Source organism: Haloarchaeobius caseinilyticus, assembly GCF_051207395.1.
Lineage (GTDB): Archaea > Halobacteriota > Halobacteria > Halobacteriales > Natrialbaceae > Haloarchaeobius.
This window is the reverse complement of record NZ_JBPJZC010000001.1, coordinates 1,514,664-1,533,902: the sequence shown is the minus strand read 5'-3', so window position 1 is coordinate 1,533,902 and position 19,239 is coordinate 1,514,664. Positions and strand designations below refer to the sequence as shown.

The following is a 19,239-nucleotide window of genomic DNA, read 5'->3' as shown; positions in this document are numbered from 1 at the left end:
ACGACCGCCGAATCTGCGGTTTAGGGGCGACACAGCGAGGGTGATTCCGACACGGACGAAATTCAACCCTGCTGAAGTTGCGGAGGGCAGAGGCCCTCTCGGGTGTCTGCTGGCACCCACTGACCGCCCGCACTTCCCCTCGTTTCGCGACTGTGTCTCTCCCGGTGAAACGTGTGCATCAGCCGACGAAACCCAAAAAGCGTATACGCGCAGTCTCGCTGTAAGCGACTAATGTCAGACGAGTCCCCGCGCTCGCCCGACGAGCCGCCGGCCGACGCCGCTCAGGCCGACGGTGGGTCGTCCTCCACGACCGAGTCGGCCGAGTCTTCGGACACTGCACCGCCGTCATCGAGTGCAGCGGGTGGAACCGCCACACTCGACGAGACGGCCGCGGACGAGTCCGTCGGTGCCGCCGACGGGTCCACGACGACCACCGACGCGACCACCGACCGAAGCCGGCTCGTGCCGTTCTCCTCCAGCAACCGGACGCTCGGTGCGCTCGTGGTCATCGCGCTCCTCGGACTGGCCGCGCGACTGGTGTGGCTCGGCCAGCGCGTCGCCCATCAGGACGAAGGTCGCGTCGGCTACTGGATACTTCGCTACCTCGAAAGCGGCGTGTGGGAGTACCGGCCCATCGTCCACGGACCGTTCCTCTTCCACGTCAACAAGTACGTCTTCCAGTTGCTCGGTCCCTCCGACTTCACGGCTCGGCTCGTCCCGGCCATCATGGGTGCGACGCTGCCGTTGGCCGCGTGGCTCTACCGCAAGCACCTGCGTGACGTGGAACTCGTCGCCCTCGGTGTGCTGTTCGCAGCGAACCCCGTCCTACTCTACTACTCGCGGTTCATGCGCGAGGACATCCCGCTGGTCGTCTTCGCGGCGTGGGCGTTCGGGTTCTTCCTGCGCTACACCGACGACGACGGGAAGCGCTGGCACCTCGCGGCCGGTGTCGCAGCCTTCGCCCTCTCGCTGACGACGAAGGAGAACGGGCTGCTCTACCCGCTGTGTTGGCTCGGTGCTGCCTACCTGCTGCTCGACTACCGGATGATTCGCGCGCCGGGGTCGGGCGACCGAAGTCCGATGGGCGTCCTGTTCGACTTCGTCGACCGCACCGTGCCATTCGACCTGCGCGGTTGCTGGCCCTACGCCCGGCGATTCGACGGCGGGACCCTCATCGACCGCCACCTCCAGTGGTGGGAACGTAACTTCGTCTCGGTGGGCTTCGCGGTCTCGCTCGTCGTCGAGTTCTTCGCCATCATCGTGCTGTTCTACGCGCCGCGGGGTGGCGGGTTCACCGAGGACCCGCCCGGTGCCGCCGACAACGTCTCCGGCTTCCCCGGCCCGGAACAGGCGGGGATGGACATCGGTCTGTGGCGAGCCATCGAGACACTCGACATGAACATGTTCGGTGCGGTCGTCTGGGAGGCGACCGTCGGCTCGTGGGAGCAGTTCACCGGTACGTGGGCCGGTGGAAGTCATCAGGACCACCCGTTCCTCTCGTTCTTCGAGCACTACGTCGACGTGCTGGTCGCGGGGGCGCTCATCATCCTCGTGTTCTCGGTCATCGGCTTCGTCGTCGACCGGTACTCCAACCGCGGCCAGCGTGACCTCGTCGCGCTCTGTTCGTACTGGGGCTTCGTCAGCATCCTCGGCTACCCCATCGCAACGGACATCAAGGCCGGATGGGCGACTGCCCACGCCATCCTCCCGCTGGCAATCCCGGCCGCGGTCGGCGTCGGTATCGTCCTTCGCTGGGGCATCGACTCGTTCACCGACGACGACGGTATCGGCGTCGCGCTCTCGGTCATCATCGTGTTGCTCCTGCTCGGGAACATCGGTGCGGCCGCGTCCGACCAGGTGTACATGAATCCGCAAGACCCGGACAACAAACTCATCCAGTACGCGCAGTCGTCCAGTACGGACCTCAAGGCGACGCTCGAAGACGTAGAGCGCGTCGGTCACCAGGAAGGTGGTGTGAACGACACAGACGTCATGTTCTACGGGAACGAGTACTACGTCTCGAACGAGTCGGAGAACTTACAACCGAACGCCGGCGGCGGCTACTTCGAACGCCGGACGCTGATGTGGTACATGGAGATGTACCGGTACAACGCCATCCACGACGACGACGCCGCGACGGCGTTCAACGTCGACTCCACCATCTCGCTGTCGAACATCAACGAGACGCGCCCGCCCGTCGTGATGGCCATCGGGAACGGGAGCAACGGGCAGGACGCCGAAGACATCCACCAGTGGATGCTCGACAACGGCTACGATGCCCGTCAGTTCCAGCGGTTCCGCTCCGTCGACCGCACCGACGAGGGGTACGGTCCCGGAACGCCGTTCATGATTTACATCGACGAGTCGGCGCTGAACGAAGCCAACGGCAGTACGTCGAGCGACGACGCAACGAACTCGTCGAACCTCGTGGCTGCCGCGGCAGACGCCGCCCCAGCGTGGACCGTTCCGGATTTGGCGACACCGCCTGTCTGGAATCAGGTGAACCGGCTTCGCGTCGCTGGCTGATTCGACCGTCGTCGACACCCCAACGCGTCGATTTTTTCTCACGTTCGTACTCCCGTTCGCTCCACGTCTCCGGTTCTCGGGGTCGATTTCTGTGCTTCGACGGTCTTAAGCGCGTGTGGGGAGTACGCTACCGGGAATGAGTACAGCGGCGCTCTCTGTCGTCGAGTTCCTGCTGACGGCGAACGCCTACACCGAGAACCGAGAGTTGGACGAGAACGACCTACCGCCTCGCTACCGGCGGGTCTTCTATACGGATGGGGAGGTGGAGCGACCGCTGGCGGTGACGAACAAGACGACCCGCGCAGCGACCGGCATCGACCACCCCTGGGAGGCGATTTCGGACCTGCTGTTCACCGACCGGGACGACTTCACCGGGAAGCTGAAGCTGACCCAGCCGGAGATGGCCGAGAACTGGTTCCTCGACCGTGTCGACGTGGGGACCATCCAGCAGAACCCCGTCCTCGCCAGCGTGTACGACGGCGAGGTCGAGGGCGTCTCCTACGAGGCGGCACGCGACGCGAACCGGCCGATTCAGGCCGACCGCGTCTGGATAGACTCGCTCCTCGACGAGATGTTCGAGGACGAGGAAGAAGAGGAGATGCTCGACCTCGTCGACATCCGCGCGCCCGAGGAAATCGACCAGACGCTGGACGACATCGTCCTCACGCAAGAACAGGAGAACGAGATTCAGAAGGTCGTCAAAGCCATCGAGCACCGCGACTACCTCGCCGAAATCGGCCTGCGCGAGATCGGTAAGTTGCTGTTCGTCGGCCCGCCGGGCACGGGGAAAACCTCCGCAGCGAAGGGCCTCGCGTACGAACTCGACCTGCCCTTCGTGGAGGTGAAACTCTCGATGATTACGAGTCAGTACCTCGGTGAGACGGCCAAGAACGTCGAGAAGACGTTCGAGGTCGCAAAGCGACTCTCGCCGTGTATCCTGTTCATGGACGAGTTCGACTTCGTCGCGAAGACTCGCGGCGGCGACGAACACAACGCCATCAAGCGCGCCGTCAACACCCTGTTGAAGAGCATCGACGACATCTCGCTGATTCAAGACGACGTGTTGCTCATCGGCGCGACGAACCACCCGGACCAACTCGACGCCGCGGCGTGGCGGCGCTTCGACGAAATCGTCAACTTCCCGAAGCCAGACCACGGAATGCGTGCGGACATCCTCCGCATCATCACCCGCGCGATGGACATCGAGGAGTTCGACCCCGAAGCCATCGCGGACATCACCGAAGGCCTGACCGGGAGCGACCTCCGACTGGTCATGCGCGAGGCCGTCCTCGACGCGCTCACGGAAGAACGGATGACGCTCACGCAGGACGACCTCGAAGCCGCTGTCGCCGACTTCGAAGAGCGTGACAACCTGAAGAACCTCGACATGATGGACGACAGCGACGCCCTCGTCGCTGGGGATGGGTCTGGACACGACCACGACCACGACGATCACGACCACAGCCACGACGACCACGACCACTGAGCCATGGAGGTGACGCTGCTCGGGACCGGCGACACCACGGGAACCCCGACCGCCGGTTGCGACTGTGACACCTGCGAGGCAGCGAAGCGCCGGGGTGTCGAGCGGACCCGTTTTTCGGTTCACGTACGCAACGAACGAACCGACGAGTGTCTACTCGTCGACGCCAGCCCCGACTTTCGCTACCAGTTCCTCCGCGAGGAAGTTCCCTTGCCGGACGCGGCGGTCATCACGCACATCCACTTCGACCACTTAGACGGCCTCGGGAACGCCTACCGACTGTTCGACCACCTCGACGTGTTCGCCGCGGACGAGGTCGACCCGGTGACTGACGAGAGCGTCGCCGACACCGTCTCACGCAAGTACGACTACCTCGACACGGTGACAGTCCACCCGCAAGCGCCGCTTTCGACGTTCGAAACCTGTGGATTCGACGTAACGCTCGTGCCGGTGGACCACCCGCCGCTGGTCTGCTACGGACTCGTCGTCGAAGACCCCGAGAGTGGCGCGAAGCTGTCGCTCTCCGGCGACACCAGTTACGACGTACCCGCCGAATCGCGCGAAGAACTCCGTGATGCCGACCTGCTGCTGGCCGACGGCATCGTCCCGAGCGAACTCTGTGAGTACCACCCGCTCGGCGGCCAACACGGGAGCGAGACCGAAGACGGGGTCTTCCACACGTTCGGCACTAAGCACATGACTCGCGAAGGCGCGCTGCAACTCGCCGCCGACCTCGACGCGGCGGAGACGCGCGTCGTCCACGCCGCACACTTCTATCCCGAAGCGCAGGCGTTCGCCGACGAAATCGCGGTCGACGGCGAGACGTTCACGCTCTGACGACGCGGCCACGCTGACGGAAGCACTTTCTCTCCGGCAACCGCTGTTCCGGTCGTGTCCATCGCGCCCGACGTACTCGTCTTCCCCGCGTTCGTCCACGACGCCGACACGCTCGACGAACGCCAACCGTGGCTCGACCGCTACGACTTCGACCACGCCCTCGACGTTTCGGGGGTCCCCGAGCCGCTCCAGTACACGGACGCCGAAGGTGGCCTCGTACTCCTCCCGACTGGGATGGGTAAGTCGAAGACGGCGAGTACTGTCACAGCCGCACTCACGACCCCCGCGCTCGACCTCTCCGACACCCTGTTCCTCTCTGTCGGTGTGGCGGGTGGGCCGCCGACTCGGACGACGCTCGGGTCTGTCGTCGTCGCCGCCGCCGTCGTCGACTGGGACGTGAAGGTTCGCTGGGACGAGCGCGAAGGCGATGGTGGCGACGACGTGCCACTCGCGCTCAATCCGTACCGCGAGAACGACCTCGTGTACCGGCCAGACGACGAGTTACTCGACTGGGCGACGGGTGTAGCCCAGTCTGTCGAACTCGCAGACGACCCAGCACTCGACAGTCACCGCACCCAGTTCGGCCAGTCCGCAGCACGCAGTGACCCCGGTACCGTCGTCGGGACCAACGTCTGCGGCGACGAGTTCTGGCACGGCCGCGTGCTCGCCGAACAGGTAGAGTGGCTCTGCGAGCAGTACGGTGCCAGCCCGTACTGTGCGACCGAGATGGAGGACGCGGCGACGGCGACCGTCCTCGACCGGTTCGGCCGACTCGACGACTACCTGAGCGTCCGCGGCGTCGCTAACTTCGACAGACCGGCACCGGGCGAATCTGTCGCCGAGAGCCTCGACGGTGACCTCGAAGCCGGGTTCGACCTCGGACTCACGAACGCGGTGGCCGTGGCCAGCGCGCTCGTGGACCGGCGACGCGACTGACCGAGGGTTCAAGACGGAACCGGCGGCCACTGTCGCCGTGCCCTGACGAGTCATCGTGGGCGGGTCAGCGGGTGTACGGCGTCCCCGTCCACGTCTCCGAGATTTCGCCGTCTGTTCGCCACTTTCAGAAGAACTGGTCGAGTCCCGACTGTCTGCGCGCCCGACCGTCCGGGTCGGCGACCCAGGGTGTCTGCTGCTCGCGCTCGGCAGCGACGGCCACGTCCAGTGGGTCGGCCGCCTCGAAACCCGGGCAGTCCTGGCCGCACTCCGAACCGGGGTCGACGACGCGTTCGTGCCAGTCGCAGTAGGGGACACAGCCGCTCTCGGCCAGCGTCGTCTCCGCGGCGCGCGCACACCCCGGGAAATCGTAGGTCCGCCAGCCCTTGCCGTAGGCACGCTCGGCGAGTGCCCGGCGCGCCCGTGCCTTCGCTGTCGCGCTGGCGATTCGCACGTCGGTCCGGCCCGCGTGCGTCTGGACGATTTCGACGCCCGGCTCTGCGACTGGCAGTGGCATCGGTTCTCGAATCACCGCCCTCGTCGCCGATTCGGTATCCACTCGCCACACGCCGACTTCCTCGGGGATACGGTTCAGGTGTGCGCCGGTGACGTAGCTCTCGGTCGCCAGCACGACCTCGTCGACCAGGCCGAGTTGCACGTCCTTGCGGAGTTGCATCTCTAGGTCGCCCGGCGTCCCGAGGTCCGGTTTGTTCTCGATGGCGACGAGTTGCCCGAACCAGTCGGTCGGGTAGCGACAGCTCTGGCGGACGTAGTCGCGACTCCCGCGACGTTCGCGTTCGAAGAAGCCGAGTTCGACCGCTCGGTCGACCACCTCTCGGATGTGGTCGGAGCGCCCGTCGAACGCGTCGCGCCAGTACCGGGCCTGTCCGGTACCGACCTCGCTCTCGATAGCTGCCGCTGGAATCGTTTCAGGTGTGATGGCTACGCGCTCGTCGAAGTTCGGGCCGGGTTCGACACAGACCACGTCGAGGACGCGGCGCGCGCTGTGGACGCCGCCGCCGAGTTGTCGCGCCACGACGGCCTCGTCGTCGCGTTCGAGCAGCGCGCAAACATGGAGTTCGAACCCGAATTCTCGCACGACCGAGGTTCGGTGGTCGGTCGTCCTAAACCTTCGTGCGGTCAGTCCATCGCCTCGCCGATTATCTGGACGAGGAGAACGGGGATGCCGATGGCGAGGCCGAGGACGGCGACCCACGCGGCGATGGCCAGGTAAATCCCGAGTTCCGGCAGCACCCAGAGCAGCACGAACAGGCACGCGGCGGCCACGACGACCGTGAGCAGTGTCAGGCCCGCGAACCCGAGGACATCGACCGTGTTCGAGCCGTGCCGAGCGACGGCCTTTCCAGTGGGGAAGGTGATGCGGCGCATACGTGAGAGTACGACGAGGAGCGAGAAATCGATGTATCCCGGGTAGAACGTCGTTTTCGCTGAACAGGTCGGTCCGAGAATTCGTGCGAGAAGAAAGCGCCGGTCAGCGTTCGCGCTCTCGTTCCACGCGGGTCGCATCGAGCGAGTCGTCGAACGTGACACGTAAGGTCTCGTCGTCGAGCGTGACCGAGACGACGACTTCCCACGGGTCCTGCGAGACGACTTCGGTCGAGTGGTCGCTCACGCACCACGGCAGGTTCCAGTAGGGCGTGTCTTGGAGGTCGATGCCGTGGTCACGGTGGAACGTCGCGGTGTCTGACTGGTCGAGCAGGAGGAGGCCGAACGCTGAACAGAGCGAGTGGCCACACTGCTGGCAGGTGTGTTCGACGCGAAGGTCGAGGCCGATACAGCACTCGCCGCCGCGTTCGATGGTGCTCTGCATCTTTCCGGCGCACTCCGGGCAGACACCGTCGGCCGCGAGGCAGTGGAGGTGACGCACGCGTTCGTCGAAGGCCTCCATCACTTCGTCGCGGGTGCGGTCGTTGAGCCCGCCCGGCGGGAACGGGTATTCGCCGTGGGCGTGGCTGCAGTCGGGACACTCGATGCGGATGTTCTCGTCTTCGTACTCGGCGAGGAGCGTCGTATCGCAGGCGACGCAGCGACCGTCGATTTCGAACGGCTCCCAATGCGGGTTTTCGGTGAAGTCGCCTGCGAGGACCGCGCTCACGACCTTCTCCCCGGCGTGGCGGAGATCGTACCCGTCCGCACGTTTCACGACGAACTGGTCACAGAGTTGCTGGAGGTGGTAGTTGAACTGTGCCGAGTCGCGCATGCCGACGGCACTCCGCAGTTCGGAGAAGCGCACTGGGCGCTCGTCGGCGCGCCAGAGTGCTTCGAGGATGGAGAGGCGCGTTTCGTTGGCGATGACGGCGAACGCCTCGGCCGGCGTGACCTCGTCCACGGCGTCGGTGATGGTCGCCTTGCTCATGTCGTTTGTATCGCACTGGTGGGGTAAAGTCGTTCACTGAAACGAGTTTTGGTAAAATTTCTCACAGGTTGTGGTTCTGGTGAGGGTACTTATTTTTCCTACACCCGAGTACGCCAACGTATATGGCCACGTCCACGCTCACCACATCGATGCTCGTGGTGTTCGCCGTCACCCTCGCGGCGCTCGTTCTGTTTCTGACAGAGGTCGTCTCACCGGACGTGACCGCCCTCGCAGTACTCGTCTCGCTCGTCGTCCTCGAACCGTGGACGCAGGTCGACGCCGAGACGGCCATCCTCGGTTTCGCCAGTTCTGCGACGGTCACCATCATGGCGATGTACATGCTCAGCGAGGGCGTCCAGCGAACTGGGGTCGTGGAGTGGCTCGGCGTGTTCCTTCGGCAGGTCACTGGCGGCGAGGAGCGATGGGTCCTCGCGGCGACCGTCGGCACGACTGGGCCGCTGGCGGGCATCGTGAACAACACGCCGGTCGTCGCGGTGTTCATCCCGATGGTGACCGACCTCGCCGAGGACAGTCACCTCTCGCCGTCGAAACTCTTGCTCCCGCTCTCGTACGCGTCGATGCTCGGCGGGACGCTGACGCTCATCGGGACCGCGACGAACATCGTGGCGTCTGGTCTCTCCGCGGAGATTCTCGACCACCCGATTTCGATGTTCGAGTTGACGCCGCTCGGTATCGTGGTGCTCCTCGTCGGGAGTGTGTATTTGCTCACCGTCGCGCCGGGGCTCATCCCGGAGCGTATCGAACCCGTGCTCGACATCACCGACGCGTACGAGGTGAGCGACTATCTCGCACAGGTTCGGGTCCGCGAGTCGTCGTCGCTGGTCGGGCAACGCCTCGACGACGCCTTCCGCGAACTGGGTCGCGACCTCGACGCCCTCCAACTGATTCGCGACGACGAGGTGTTCATCGCGCCACGGACCGACCGCGAAATCATGGCTGGGGACGTGTTGACCGTCCGGGCGAACCTTCGCGAGGTGAACAGTTTCGCCGAGGAGTACGACCTCCGACAACTCCCACGCGAAGAGGTCACGGGCGACAGCCTCGACGCGCCGTGGATCCGTGGTGAACTGGTCGAGGTCGTGCTGCCACCGGGTTCGGCGTACGTCGGCGAGACGCTCCGAGAACTTCGGTTCCGAGAGCGCCACGACGCATCGGTGATGGCGGTTCGGCGTGGGAACACGGTGTCCCACGAAGGCCTGGCCGACATGCCGCTCGACGCCGGTGACTCACTGCTGTTGTACGCGACCACCGAAGCGGTCGACCTGCTGGCGGACATGAACGACCTCGTGGTGACTCGGGGCAGTCGAGACAACGGACCGCGTGAGCCACCGGAACTCAGCACGAAGACGCCGCTCGCACTCGGCATCATGGTCGCCGTGGTCGCCCTCGCCGCCGTCTCACCGTATCCAATCGTCATCACGGCGCTCGGCGGCGTCGTCGCCATGGTCGTCACCGGCTGTCTCGACACGAGTGACGCCTACGACGCGGTGTCGTGGGACGTCATCTTCTTGCTGGCCGGGATTCTGCCGCTATCGACCGCACTTCAGGCGACGGGGGCGGCGACCTACATCGCCGACCTGGTCGTGGCGAACGTGGCGATGCTCGTGCCAGCACTCGTCTTGCTCGGCCTGTTCTACTTGCTCACGAGCCTGCTCGCGAACGTCGTCACCCCGGTCGCGAGCGTCGCTCTCTTGATTCCCATCGCCATCGACACCGCCCAACAGACGGGTGCGGACCCGTTCTCGTTCGTCCTCGCGTGCACGTTCGCCGGGTCGACCGCGTTCATGACCCCTATCGGCTATCAGACGAACTTGATGGTGTACGGACCGGGTGGCTACCACTTCACGGACTACCTCCGTGTCGGCGGGCCGCTGCAGTTGGTGTTGCTCGTCGTGACGACGCTCGGCATCGGTTTGTTGTGGCCACCGATGGGGTGAGTGGAGGCCCCTACCGCCGGGAGAAGGTCGCGTGCGAGAACGGTGGGTTTATCAGGCGCACAAGGGTAGACGTAGCCAAGATTACTCTCGATATGGCAGGAACCCACCAACAACCGGAGGTGAACATCGGTCTCGTCGGTCACGTCGACCACGGCAAGACGACGCTCGTCCAGGCACTGAGCGGTGAGTGGACCGACCAGCACTCCGAAGAGATGAAACGCGGTATCTCTATTCGTCTCGGCTACGCGGACGCGACGTTCCGTCGCTGCCCCGAGTGTGACGAGCCCGAGTGTTACACCGTCGAAGACACGTGTCCGGAGCACGACGTCGAAACGGAGGTCGTCCGGACCGTCTCGTTCGTCGACGCACCCGGTCACGAGACGCTGATGGCGACCATGCTCTCCGGCGCGTCCATCATGGACGGTGCCGTGCTGGTCGTGAGCGCGACCGAGGACGTCCCGCAGGCCCAGACCGAAGAACACCTGATGGCGCTCGACATCATCGGCATCGAGAACATCGTCATCGCGCAGAACAAAGTCGACCTCGTCGACGCCGAGCGTGCCCGCGACAACTACGAGCAGATTCAGGAGTTCGTCGAGGGAACCGTCGCCGAGGACGCGCCGGTCATCCCGGTCAGCGCGGGCCAAAACGTCAACATGGACGTGCTCATGCAGGCCATCGAGACGTACATCCAGACGCCGGAGCGCGACCCCGAGGCCGACGCCCGGATGCACGTCGCTCGCTCGTTCGACATCAACCGTCCCGGCACGAAGTGGGACGGCCTGCTCGGCGGTGTCCTCGGCGGCTCGCTCGTCGCTGGACAGCTCCACACGGAAGACGAACTCGAAGTCCGCCCCGGCCGTGAGGTCGACGAGGGCGGCCAGACCGAGTACCGTCCCATCACGACGAGCATCCGGTCGATTCAGGCCGGTGGCGAGTCCGTCGACGAGGCGTCGCCGGGAGGCCTGCTCGGCGTCGGGACCGGTCTCGACCCGTCGTACACGAAGGGTGACGCGCTCGCTGGCCAGATCGCTGGCCCGCCGGGGTCGCTCCCACCGACGTGGAACAAGTTCACGATGTCGGTCGACCTGCTCGAACGGGTCGTTGGCGACGACATGGCGGAAGTCGACGAGATTTCGACCGGCGAACCGCTGATGCTGACGGTCGGCACGGCGACGACGGTCGGTGCCGTCACCTCCGCCCGCGACGGCGAGTGTGAGGTCAACCTGAAGCGACCGGTCTGTGCGGCCGAAGGCGCGAAGATAGCCATCAACCGCCGCGTCGGCGCACGCTGGCGGCTCATCGGCGTCGGAACGCTGCAGGAATAGATGACAGCCCGGGTCGCTATCGACACCAACGCGCTCATGATGCCCGTCGAACTCGACGTGCGGTTGTTCGACGAACTCGACCGCCTCCTCGGGATGTACGAGGGCGTCTCGCCGCAGGCGGTGGTCGAAGAACTGCGCCGCCTCTCGGAGAAAGGCGGACAGGAAGGCACTGCCGCGACCGTTGGCCGCGACTTGGCGACCGAACGCTGTCTCATCGTCGATACCGAAGAATCGTACGCCGACGACGCAATCGTCGAACTCGCTCGCGAGGGCCACGTCGACTACGTCGTCACGAACGACCTGCCGCTGCGTGACCGGGTGCTCGATGCGGGTATTCCGGTAATAGCTTTACGTGGCAGGAACAAACTCGCAATCACTCAACCATAGATGTACAAGCGCGTTAGGCTGAAGGATACGGTCGAGGTGCCACCGAAGGAACTGGGAGCGGTCTCTCCCCAACTCGTGAAGGAACTGCTGCAGGACAAGCTCGAAGGGCGCATGGACGAAGACGTCGGCAGCGTCGTCACCGTCACCAAGGTCCACGACGTGGGCGAGGGGACGGTCCTGCCGAACCGCCCGGGCGTCTACTACGAAGCGGACTTCGACGCCGTCACGTTCGACCCGCAGATGCAGGAAGTCGTCGACGGGACGGTCGTCGAAGTCGTCGAGTTCGGTGCCTTCGTCGGCATCGGGCCGGTCGACGGCCTGCTCCACGTTTCGCAGATTTCCGACGAGTACCTCGCGTTCGACGGCGAGAACCAGCAGCTCTCCTCGAACGAGTCGAACCGCACGCTCGGCGTCGAGGACGCCGTTCGGGCACGCATCGTCACCAAGAGCATCGACGAGCGCAACCCGCGCGACTCGAAGATCGGGCTCACGGCGAAACAGCCGGGCCTCGGTGGCCACGTCTGGCTCGAAGAGGACCGCCGGTCTCGCGAAGCACAGGCGGGTGACTGACGATGGCGTCGAAACGTCTCGTCTGTCGCGAGTGCCATCGGGTCAACGAACCGGACCACGACCAGTGTGAGTCCTGTGGTTCCACCTCGCTGACCGAGGACTGGGCGGGCTACGTCGTCATCGCCCACCCCGAAGAGTCCGAAATCGCCCGTGAGATGGAAGTCACCGAGCCGGGCAGTTACGCCCTGAAAGTCCGATAACGACCGTGCCCGAGGACGACCCGGACGGGACGGTTCTGCTCACGCTCCCTCGCGAACTCCGGAGCGCGTTCAAGGACCCGATGGGGCCGGTCGAAACCGACGCCGAGATACTTCTGGCGGACGTGGACGGGCCACTCGTCGCCGTCGGCGACATCGTCACGTACCATCTGGTTCGCGCGGGCCGCGACCCGGACGTGGCGCTCGTCGACGAGCAGACGAAGCGTGAGCGAGTCGAGGACGACGTTCGTGAGACGGTCGCCGTCGAACCCGACGTGCGCGTCCCGAACCCGGCCGGAACGCTGACCGAAGAACTCGTGGTCGCGTTACGTGACGCGCTCGCGAGCGAGGGACCGACGACGGTGTTCGTCGACGGCGAGGAAGACCTCGCGGTCCTGCCCGCGGTGCTCGCCGCGCCGGTCGGTGGGAGTGTCGTGTACGGCCAGCCGGACGTGGGAATGGTCCACGTACAGGTGACAGCCGCGGGACAGGCGGAGATTCGGGACCTCATCGAGCGGATGGACGGCGATACAGAGCGCTTTTTCGACCTCTTCTAGCCACTTTCGCCTCTGGCTTCGAAATCCTTTTACCCGCGACGAGGGGAAGGTATAGGTAACTGGATATCATGGATATCGAAATCCTCTCCGAACAGGAGAACCCCATGTTGCACCGAACGGACGTCAAGTTCGAAATGGTTCACGACGAGGCGACCCCCTCGCGTCTGTCGGTTCGAGACTCTCTCGCGGCCAAGCTGAACAAGGACGCCGACGAAGTCGTCGTTCGCAAACTGGACACCAAGTTCGGCATGCGAAAGACCGTCGGTCTCGCGAAGGTCTACGACTCGGCCGCGCGCGCCCAGGAGGTCGAGCAGGAGCACATGCTCGAGCGGAACAAGATCGGCGCCACCGAAGAGGGCGAGGAGGCATAATGGCGCGCTACGAGTACTACGACGACGACGGTCAGCCGACCAAGGAACAGTGCCCGCGCTGCGGGGACACCTTCCTCGGCGACTACGGCGACCGCAAGCACTGCGGCAAGTGCTCCTACACCGAGTGGGAGTAACGCGACGACCGATTCCCAACTGACCGATTTTCGGTTCGTTCTCTCGCCTATCACTCCTCGCTGAGCCGTAGCCGTGTCTCTGCGTTCGCTCGATACCGAAGTCGTCTTTTCCGTCCACGTCCGACTCCGTGACGACTGACCAATGCGACGACTGGTGCGTAGCGACGGACGAGCGGCGAGTGCAACTGGCCGGCGAGCCGTCGGCAGGGTGGTCTGAGTGCGCGTCCTCGGCATCGAAGGGACAGCGTGGTGTGCGAGCGCCGCGTTGTACGACGACGCGACCGACGAGACGACCATCGAGTCAGACGCGTACGAGCCCGAAAGTGGCGGTATCCACCCGCGTGAGGCCGCCGAGCACATGCACGAGGCGATTCCCGAAGTCGTCGGGATGGTCCTCGACGAGGCGCGCGCGACCCACGACGGCGACGGTCCGGCAATCGACGCGGTGGCGTTCTCGCAGGGACCCGGCCTCGGACCGTGTCTCCGCACTGTCGGAACTGCCGCGCGGGCGCTCTCGCAGACGCTCGACGTCCCGCTCGTCGGCGTGAATCACATGGTGGCCCACCTCGAGGTCGGGCGCCACCAGTCCGGCTTCGACTCGCCGGTCTGTCTGAACGCGAGCGGTGCGAACGCCCACCTGCTGGGCTACCGGAACGGCCGCTATCGCGTCCTCGGCGAGACGATGGACACCGGCGTCGGCAACGCCATCGACAAGTTCACGCGCCACGTCGGCTGGTCGCACCCCGGCGGGCCGAAGGTCGAGGCGCACGCGAAAGACGGCGAGTTCTGTGAGATGCCGTACGTCGTGAAGGGGATGGACTTCTCCTTCTCGGGCATCATGAGCGCGGCGAAGCAGGTCTACGACGACGGCGAGTCCGTCGAAAACGTCTGTTTCGGCCTGCAAGAGCACATCTTCGGGATGCTCACCGAAGTCGCAGAGCGTGCCCTGTCGCTGACGGGCAGCGACGAACTCGTCCTCGGCGGCGGCGTCGGCCAGAACGCGCGCCTTCGGGAGATGCTGGAGACGATGTGCGACGAACGCGGTGCCTCGTTCTACGCGCCGGACCCGCGCTTCCTGCGGGACAACGCCGGGATGATCGCCCTGCTGGGCGCGAAGATGGCCAACGCGGGAGACACTATCGCCGTCGAGGACTCGGCGGTGAACCCGGACTACCGTCCCGACCAGGTGCCAGTGACGTGGCGTGGGGCGACCGAAGACGTCCACGTGAGTCCGGAAGCGGGCGAGACGGTCCGTGGTGCCGAGGCAGTCGTCTCGTTCGAGGACGATACCGTCGTGAAGCGACGCGTGCCGAAGTCGTACCGCCATCCCGAATTGGACGAGACGCTGCGCCGAGACCGGACTGTCCTCGAAGCCAGACTCACCAGTCAGGCACGGCGTGAGGGCGTCCCGACGCCGGTCGTCAGGGACGTGGACACCGCAGAGGCGAGCATCACCTTCGCGTTCGTCGGCGACCTGGACCTCCGCGAGCACTGTACCGAGTCAGGTGTGCGCGACGTGGGCCGACACCTCGCAGCCATCCACGACGCCGGTTTCGTTCACGGCGACCCGACGACGCGGAACGTCCGGGTCGCGGCTGGTTCTGACGGTGCCGACAACGGGGCCGAACCGGGCCGCACCTACCTCATCGACTTCGGCCTCGGCTACCACACCGACCACGTGGAGGACTACGCGATGGACCTACACGTGTTCGACCAGAGCCTCGTCGGGACGGCCGACGACCCGGAACCACTTCGGGAAGCCGTGCGCGAGGCCTATCGGGCTGCCAGTGGGCAAGCAGACACCGTGCTCGCCCGGCTCGAAGCGGTCGAAGGGCGCGGCCGGTACCAGTCCTAGCACCGGGCTGGCGGCCCCGGGGTCGGCTTGAAGGGGATTCGACACGAAGTCGTCCACACGAATGTCGTCGATTCGCCGCCTCGTCCTCGACGTGATGAAACCGCACGAGCCGAACACGGTCCGGTACGCGACGGAGGTCGCGGGGCTCGACGGAGTCGAAGGTGTCAACGTCGTACTGGTCGAGACGGACCGACAGGTCGAGACGATACAGCTCACGGTCGAGGGGGCGGACGTGTCGTTCGAGACGGTTCGTGAACTCGTCGAAGACCTCGGTGGATCGGTCCACTCCATCGACGAGGTGGCGTGTGGTGATCGATTCATCGAACAGGCAGAAACCCCACAGGACTGACCATGGGCCGACTCGACGCGTTCAGAGCGGTCGTCGGCCGTCCTGACGTCCGATCCATCTCTCGCCGGTACTTCGTCTCCAACGGCTTCGACGGGACACTCACCAGTATCGGCGTGGCAACCGGCGCGTACCTCTCGGGCGTGCCGGATGGTCGGACGGTCGTCCTCGTCGGCGTCGGTGGTGCGGTCGGTCTGTGTACGTCCGGCGTGTGGAGCGTCTGGGAGATAGAGCGCGCCGAGAAACTCAGTGAGCGCCGCGAACTCGAACGGGCGATGCTGCGCGACCTCAACGACACGCGACTCCACCGCGAAGACCGCGCGGCTCGGACGGTGAACGCGCTCGCGAGCGGGTTCGGACCGCTCGTCGGGACGTTGCTGCCGCTGGTTCCCTTTCTGTTCGAGGGCTGGTCACTATCACTGCTACAGGCGACACTCTGCTCGGTCGGCGTCGGCGTCGGCCTGCTGTTCGGGTTCGGGGCCTACATGGGCTCTATCGCGGAACTTAACTGGCTGGTGACAGGGGTCAGGATGGCGCTCGCCGGACTGCTCGTCGCTGTCGTCAACGTCGTGTTGCCGGGCTGAGAGGAGGTACGTTTTTACCCACAACGAGCATACAGTTCCGTATGGCCGACAAACCGACCTCCGGTGAAATTCTCGGTATCCCGTACAACTTCGAACGCCCCAGTATGAGTCGTATGATCTCGTCGTACTGGGAGCCAGGCGAGGGAATGCTCGTGAAGAAGCCGTTCGGTATCGGGTACACGCTCAACCTCGCCAACTGGCGCTCGTGGGTCGTCCTCGCCGTCGCTGGTGGGATGCTCTGGATGGAGCGTGGCAAGTCGAAGGGCGGCGAAGACGTCGAGGACGAGCCGGTCGAAGTCGTCGTCGAAGACTGAACTACCGGTCGACTTCTCCCATTATCGTATCCAGACTCCCCAGCGACGCGACCAGGTCGGGCACGTACTCGCCCTCGGCCATGGTCGGGAGCGCGGAGAGGTTCGAGAAACACGGACTGCGAATCTTGAAGCGCGCCGGCGAGTCGGTCCCGTCCGCCCGAATGTAGATACCGAGTTCGCCCTTCGCGCCCTCGACGGCGCGATACGTCTCGGTGTCGGCGTCGGGTTTGAGCGTCCGGGGAACGTTCGACTGGATGGTTCGGTCGTCGTCGGGCCACGATTCGAGCAGGCTGACACACTGTTCGATGATCTTCGCGCTCTCTTCGACCTCTTGCAGGCGGACGAGGACGCGCGCGAAGTTGTCGCCCTCGGGTCGCGTCGCGACCTCCCAGTCGAGGCGGTCGTAGAAGCCGTAGGGGTCGTCGCGGCGCAGGTCGTAGTCGATGCCAGAGCCACGAGCGACCGGCCCCGTACAGCCGTGTTGCTTCGCCTCTTCGGGCGAGAGGTAGCCCGTGTCGACGGTCCGAACCTGGAACAGTTCGTTCGCAGTGAGCAGGTCGTGGTACTCCTCGATGGCTCGCGGGAAGGTTTCGAGGACGGACCGAATCTTCTCGAAGAACTCCTCGCGCGGTTCGGGGAGGTCCCACGCGACCCCGCCGAGTCGGAGGTAGTTGAACATCATCCGCTGGCCCGTGAGGTCTTCGAGCAGGCCCAGCACTTTCTCGCGGTCGCGGATACCGTACTGGAAGACGGCCGTGAACTCGCCGTAGACGTCCAACGCGTAGGTGGCGACAGCGAGCATGTGCGAAGCGATGCGGCAGAGTTCGGCACCCATCGTTCGGACGAGTCTCGCGTACGCCGGCACGTCGATGTCCGCGAGGTCTTCTGCCGCGCGGGCGTAGGCCCACTCGTTCAACAGGCCCGACGAGGCCCAGTCCCAGCGGTCGGGGTACGGCATTATCTGGTGCCGGTAGGTTCCCTGCTGGCACATCTGCTCCTCGCAGCGGTGGATGAAGCCGATGTCCGGTTCCACGTCGACGACTGTCTCGCCGTCGAGGACCGTCTCGACGTGGAGGACGCCGTGGGTCGACGGGTGGTGTGGGCCGATGTTCAACAGCATCGTGTCCTGCTCGCGGTGGTCCGCTTGCAGTGGATTTGCGTGTTCCTCCAGTGGCACGACCTGTGGACTATTCTGGTCGTAGTCCTGCGAGAGGGGGTGGCCCTGCCACGTCCGCGGGAGGAGGATTCGGCGCAGGTCAGGGTGGTCCTCGTACTGGATACCGACGAGGTCGTACGCCTCTCGCTCGTGCCAGTTCGCGGTTTCGTAGACAGGCGCGGCCGACTCGCTCCGCGGGTCTGCAAGGCTCGTCGGAACGACGACGCTGACCTCGTCGGTCGGGTCGTCGTAGGACTTCAGGTGGTAGACGGTCTCGAAGCGGTCGTCGTACTGCTGGGCGGTCACACACGAGCAGTGGTCGTAGCCCGCCTCGGTCCGAAGCGTCGAGAGGACGGCCTGCACCTCATCCGGCCGGATGACGATGGCTGGCGCGTTCAGGTGGTCTTCGTGGTCGAGGACGTAGTCGCCGAGGAGTGCGTCGAAGTCTGCTGGGGTCTCGCAGTCGGGTCCCGACTGCTGCTCGGCAACTATCTTCGGTGGCTCTTGCTGATTCATCGGTGTCGGCCCCACACCTCGTCACGTCTCGCTGGTGTCTCGTCGCGTCTGCTCGCTAGTCGCATACGCGAAGAAGGTGGGCGCTCGAACACGGCGTTTCTGCGCCACTGTCTAGGCCGTTTAAGTGTCGGGCGGGCGAGTAGTCTCGACGTGAAGTACCTCCGCGTCACACTCGGACACTCGTCCGAGACGATTCATCCGATGCACGAGTTCGTCTGCGACCACGGCGGGTACGACCAGTACCGACTCGTCCACTGGAACCACGCGACCGAACCGGCGAACACGTTGCTGTTCCACATCCGTGGCGACCGCGAGGCGTACGAGCAGCGGCTCTCCGAGATACCGTCGATTCGGGAGTACGAGGTCGCTCCGCTCGGTGACGACGAGTTCTACGTCTACGTCTTAGACGAGATGGACGAGACCGGCGAGCAACTCATCGGCGCGTTCTCGAAGCTGAGTCTGGTCCCAGTCCCGCCGCTTCGCTACCACATGGACCGCACCGTCTCGTTCGGCATCGTCGGCGACCCGGACCGCATCCGTCAGGCGTTCGCCGCCACGCCCGACGACATCTCCGTCTCGGTCGACCGCCTCGGTGACTACGAGGCCGACCCGAGTGCGGTCGGTGCCGGGCTGACCGACCGCCAGCGCGAGGCCGTCAGAACTGCCCAGCGCCTCGGCTACTACGACGTGCCGCGTGGTGCGAGCGTCGCCGAAGTCGCCGCCGAGATGGACTGTGCGCCCGGGACCGCGACCGAACACCTCCGGAAAGCCGAGTCCGCCGTGATGGGCGACCTCGACTGCTGACTTCTG

The 19,239-nt window shown here is 65.2% G+C and carries 21 protein-coding genes; 17 read left to right on the top strand and 4 right to left on the bottom strand.

The genetic code is table 11. From position 1 onward, the window contains the following. Positions 1–231 precede the first annotated feature (231 nt). The 4 genes from ACSC1P_RS08100 (at position 232) to ACSC1P_RS08085 (ending at position 5,782) form a co-directional block, all read left to right on the top strand. Entirely contained in the window at positions 232–2,526 is a 2,295-nt protein-coding gene (locus ACSC1P_RS08100; protein ID WP_435359633.1) for a flippase activity-associated protein Agl23, read from the top strand. 136 nt (positions 2,527–2,662) lie between these two features. Further along, on the top strand, positions 2,663–4,012 hold the full coding sequence (locus ACSC1P_RS08095; RefSeq protein WP_435359632.1) for an ATP-binding protein: 1,350 nt from the start codon (positions 2,663–2,665) through the stop codon (positions 4,010–4,012). Positions 4,013–4,015: 3 nt separating this feature from the next. Then, the gene (locus ACSC1P_RS08090; protein WP_435359631.1) at positions 4,016–4,846 is read left to right on the top strand and encodes an MBL fold metallo-hydrolase; all 831 of its coding nucleotides are present in this window, start codon (positions 4,016–4,018) and stop codon (positions 4,844–4,846) included. Positions 4,847–4,900: 54 nt separating this feature from the next. Beyond that, positions 4,901–5,782, top strand: a complete 882-nt coding sequence (locus ACSC1P_RS08085; protein WP_435359630.1) for a phosphorylase family protein — start codon at positions 4,901–4,903, stop codon at positions 5,780–5,782. A gap of 124 nt (positions 5,783–5,906) precedes the next feature. Here ACSC1P_RS08085 and ACSC1P_RS08080 read toward each other — a convergent pair whose 3' ends face one another. The 3 genes from ACSC1P_RS08080 to ACSC1P_RS08070 form a co-directional block, all read right to left on the bottom strand. Continuing rightward, positions 5,907–6,878 carry a DUF5787 family protein gene (locus ACSC1P_RS08080; protein ID WP_435359629.1) on the bottom strand — a complete coding sequence of 324 codons (972 nt, stop codon included), beginning with the start codon at positions 6,876–6,878 and terminating at the stop codon, positions 5,907–5,909. Positions 6,879–6,919: 41 nt separating this feature from the next. Beyond that, positions 6,920–7,168 carry a hypothetical protein gene (locus tag ACSC1P_RS08075; protein WP_435359628.1) on the bottom strand — a complete coding sequence of 83 codons (249 nt, stop codon included), beginning with the start codon at positions 7,166–7,168 and terminating at the stop codon, positions 6,920–6,922. A gap of 103 nt (positions 7,169–7,271) precedes the next feature. Further along, positions 7,272–8,156, bottom strand: a complete 885-nt coding sequence (locus ACSC1P_RS08070) for a DUF7351 domain-containing protein (RefSeq protein ID WP_435359627.1) — start codon at positions 8,154–8,156, stop codon at positions 7,272–7,274. Positions 8,157–8,278: 122 nt separating this feature from the next. Between ACSC1P_RS08070 and ACSC1P_RS08065 the strand changes: the two genes are divergently transcribed. The 12 genes from ACSC1P_RS08065 (at position 8,279) to ACSC1P_RS08010 (ending at position 16,757) form a co-directional block, all read left to right on the top strand. After that, positions 8,279–10,114 (top strand): SLC13 family permease, encoded by a 1,836-nt coding sequence (locus tag ACSC1P_RS08065; RefSeq protein ID WP_435359626.1) that lies wholly within the window; start codon positions 8,279–8,281, stop codon positions 10,112–10,114. Positions 10,115–10,206: 92 nt separating this feature from the next. Then, complete coding sequence (locus tag ACSC1P_RS08060; protein ID WP_435359625.1) at positions 10,207–11,442, top strand: translation initiation factor IF-2 subunit gamma; 1,236 nt, start codon at positions 10,207–10,209, stop codon at positions 11,440–11,442. Beyond that, the gene (locus ACSC1P_RS08055) at positions 11,443–11,829 is read left to right on the top strand and encodes a PIN domain-containing protein (RefSeq protein ID WP_435359624.1); all 387 of its coding nucleotides are present in this window, start codon (positions 11,443–11,445) and stop codon (positions 11,827–11,829) included. Then, positions 11,830–12,399, top strand: coding sequence for a DNA-directed RNA polymerase (locus ACSC1P_RS08050; RefSeq protein WP_435359623.1), 570 nt, complete (start codon positions 11,830–11,832; stop codon positions 12,397–12,399). A gap of 2 nt (positions 12,400–12,401) precedes the next feature. Next, positions 12,402–12,599 carry a transcription elongation factor subunit Spt4 gene (spt4, locus tag ACSC1P_RS08045; RefSeq protein ID WP_435359622.1) on the top strand — a complete coding sequence of 66 codons (198 nt, stop codon included), beginning with the start codon at positions 12,402–12,404 and terminating at the stop codon, positions 12,597–12,599. A gap of 5 nt (positions 12,600–12,604) precedes the next feature. Then, positions 12,605–13,153 carry a GTP-dependent dephospho-CoA kinase family protein gene (locus ACSC1P_RS08040; RefSeq protein ID WP_435359621.1) on the top strand — a complete coding sequence of 183 codons (549 nt, stop codon included), beginning with the start codon at positions 12,605–12,607 and terminating at the stop codon, positions 13,151–13,153. A gap of 68 nt (positions 13,154–13,221) precedes the next feature. Then, positions 13,222–13,524: a 30S ribosomal protein S24e gene (locus tag ACSC1P_RS08035; protein ID WP_435359620.1), complete on the top strand. Its 303-nt coding sequence runs from the start codon at positions 13,222–13,224 to the stop codon at positions 13,522–13,524. Continuing rightward, positions 13,524–13,658: a 30S ribosomal protein S27ae gene (locus tag ACSC1P_RS08030; protein ID WP_435359619.1), complete on the top strand. Its 135-nt coding sequence runs from the start codon at positions 13,524–13,526 to the stop codon at positions 13,656–13,658. The genes ACSC1P_RS08035 and ACSC1P_RS08030 overlap by 1 nt, the downstream gene beginning before the upstream one ends. A gap of 217 nt (positions 13,659–13,875) precedes the next feature. After that, positions 13,876–15,513, top strand: a complete 1,638-nt coding sequence (locus tag ACSC1P_RS08025) for a bifunctional N(6)-L-threonylcarbamoyladenine synthase/serine/threonine protein kinase (RefSeq protein WP_435359618.1) — start codon at positions 13,876–13,878, stop codon at positions 15,511–15,513. A gap of 61 nt (positions 15,514–15,574) precedes the next feature. After that, positions 15,575–15,862, top strand: a complete 288-nt coding sequence (locus ACSC1P_RS08020; RefSeq protein ID WP_435359617.1) for a DUF211 domain-containing protein — start codon at positions 15,575–15,577, stop codon at positions 15,860–15,862. Positions 15,863–15,864: 2 nt separating this feature from the next. Beyond that, on the top strand, positions 15,865–16,443 hold the full coding sequence (locus ACSC1P_RS08015; protein ID WP_435359616.1) for a VIT1/CCC1 transporter family protein: 579 nt from the start codon (positions 15,865–15,867) through the stop codon (positions 16,441–16,443). 41 nt (positions 16,444–16,484) lie between these two features. After that, the gene (locus tag ACSC1P_RS08010) at positions 16,485–16,757 is read left to right on the top strand and encodes a DUF5808 domain-containing protein (protein ID WP_435359615.1); all 273 of its coding nucleotides are present in this window, start codon (positions 16,485–16,487) and stop codon (positions 16,755–16,757) included. Between the two features lies 1 nt (position 16,758). Here the strand turns inward: ACSC1P_RS08010 and ACSC1P_RS08005 are convergent, their stop codons facing one another. Then, positions 16,759–18,429, bottom strand: a complete 1,671-nt coding sequence (locus ACSC1P_RS08005; protein WP_435359614.1) for an NADH-quinone oxidoreductase subunit D — start codon at positions 18,427–18,429, stop codon at positions 16,759–16,761. A 150-nt stretch (positions 18,430–18,579) separates the two neighbouring features. Between ACSC1P_RS08005 and ACSC1P_RS08000 the strand changes: the two genes are divergently transcribed. Further along, on the top strand, positions 18,580–19,233 hold the full coding sequence (locus tag ACSC1P_RS08000; RefSeq protein WP_435359613.1) for a helix-turn-helix domain-containing protein: 654 nt from the start codon (positions 18,580–18,582) through the stop codon (positions 19,231–19,233). The last annotated feature ends 6 nt before the right edge of the window (positions 19,234–19,239 follow it).

Coding starts and splice junctions, on each gene's coding strand:
- ACSC1P_RS08055 (WP_435359624.1), top strand. CDS start 11,443: ATGACAGCCCGGGTCGCTATCGACACCAACGCGCTCATGATGCCCGTC.
- ACSC1P_RS08095 (WP_435359632.1), top strand. CDS start 2,663: ATGAGTACAGCGGCGCTCTCTGTCGTCGAGTTCCTGCTGACGGCGAAC.
- ACSC1P_RS08070 (WP_435359627.1), bottom strand. CDS start 8,156: ATGAGCAAGGCGACCATCACCGACGCCGTGGACGAGGTCACGCCGGCC.
- ACSC1P_RS08065 (WP_435359626.1), top strand. CDS start 8,279: ATGGCCACGTCCACGCTCACCACATCGATGCTCGTGGTGTTCGCCGTC.
- ACSC1P_RS08035 (WP_435359620.1), top strand. CDS start 13,222: ATGGATATCGAAATCCTCTCCGAACAGGAGAACCCCATGTTGCACCGA.
- ACSC1P_RS08090 (WP_435359631.1), top strand. CDS start 4,016: ATGGAGGTGACGCTGCTCGGGACCGGCGACACCACGGGAACCCCGACC.
- ACSC1P_RS08060 (WP_435359625.1), top strand. CDS start 10,207: ATGGCAGGAACCCACCAACAACCGGAGGTGAACATCGGTCTCGTCGGT.
- spt4 (WP_435359622.1), top strand. CDS start 12,402: ATGGCGTCGAAACGTCTCGTCTGTCGCGAGTGCCATCGGGTCAACGAA.
- ACSC1P_RS08020 (WP_435359617.1), top strand. CDS start 15,575: ATGTCGTCGATTCGCCGCCTCGTCCTCGACGTGATGAAACCGCACGAG.
- ACSC1P_RS08075 (WP_435359628.1), bottom strand. CDS start 7,168: ATGCGCCGCATCACCTTCCCCACTGGAAAGGCCGTCGCTCGGCACGGC.
- ACSC1P_RS08100 (WP_435359633.1), top strand. CDS start 232: ATGTCAGACGAGTCCCCGCGCTCGCCCGACGAGCCGCCGGCCGACGCC.
- ACSC1P_RS08010 (WP_435359615.1), top strand. CDS start 16,485: ATGGCCGACAAACCGACCTCCGGTGAAATTCTCGGTATCCCGTACAAC.
- ACSC1P_RS08030 (WP_435359619.1), top strand. CDS start 13,524: ATGGCGCGCTACGAGTACTACGACGACGACGGTCAGCCGACCAAGGAA.
- ACSC1P_RS08005 (WP_435359614.1), bottom strand. CDS start 18,429: ATGAATCAGCAAGAGCCACCGAAGATAGTTGCCGAGCAGCAGTCGGGA.
- ACSC1P_RS08050 (WP_435359623.1), top strand. CDS start 11,830: ATGTACAAGCGCGTTAGGCTGAAGGATACGGTCGAGGTGCCACCGAAG.
- ACSC1P_RS08015 (WP_435359616.1), top strand. CDS start 15,865: ATGGGCCGACTCGACGCGTTCAGAGCGGTCGTCGGCCGTCCTGACGTC.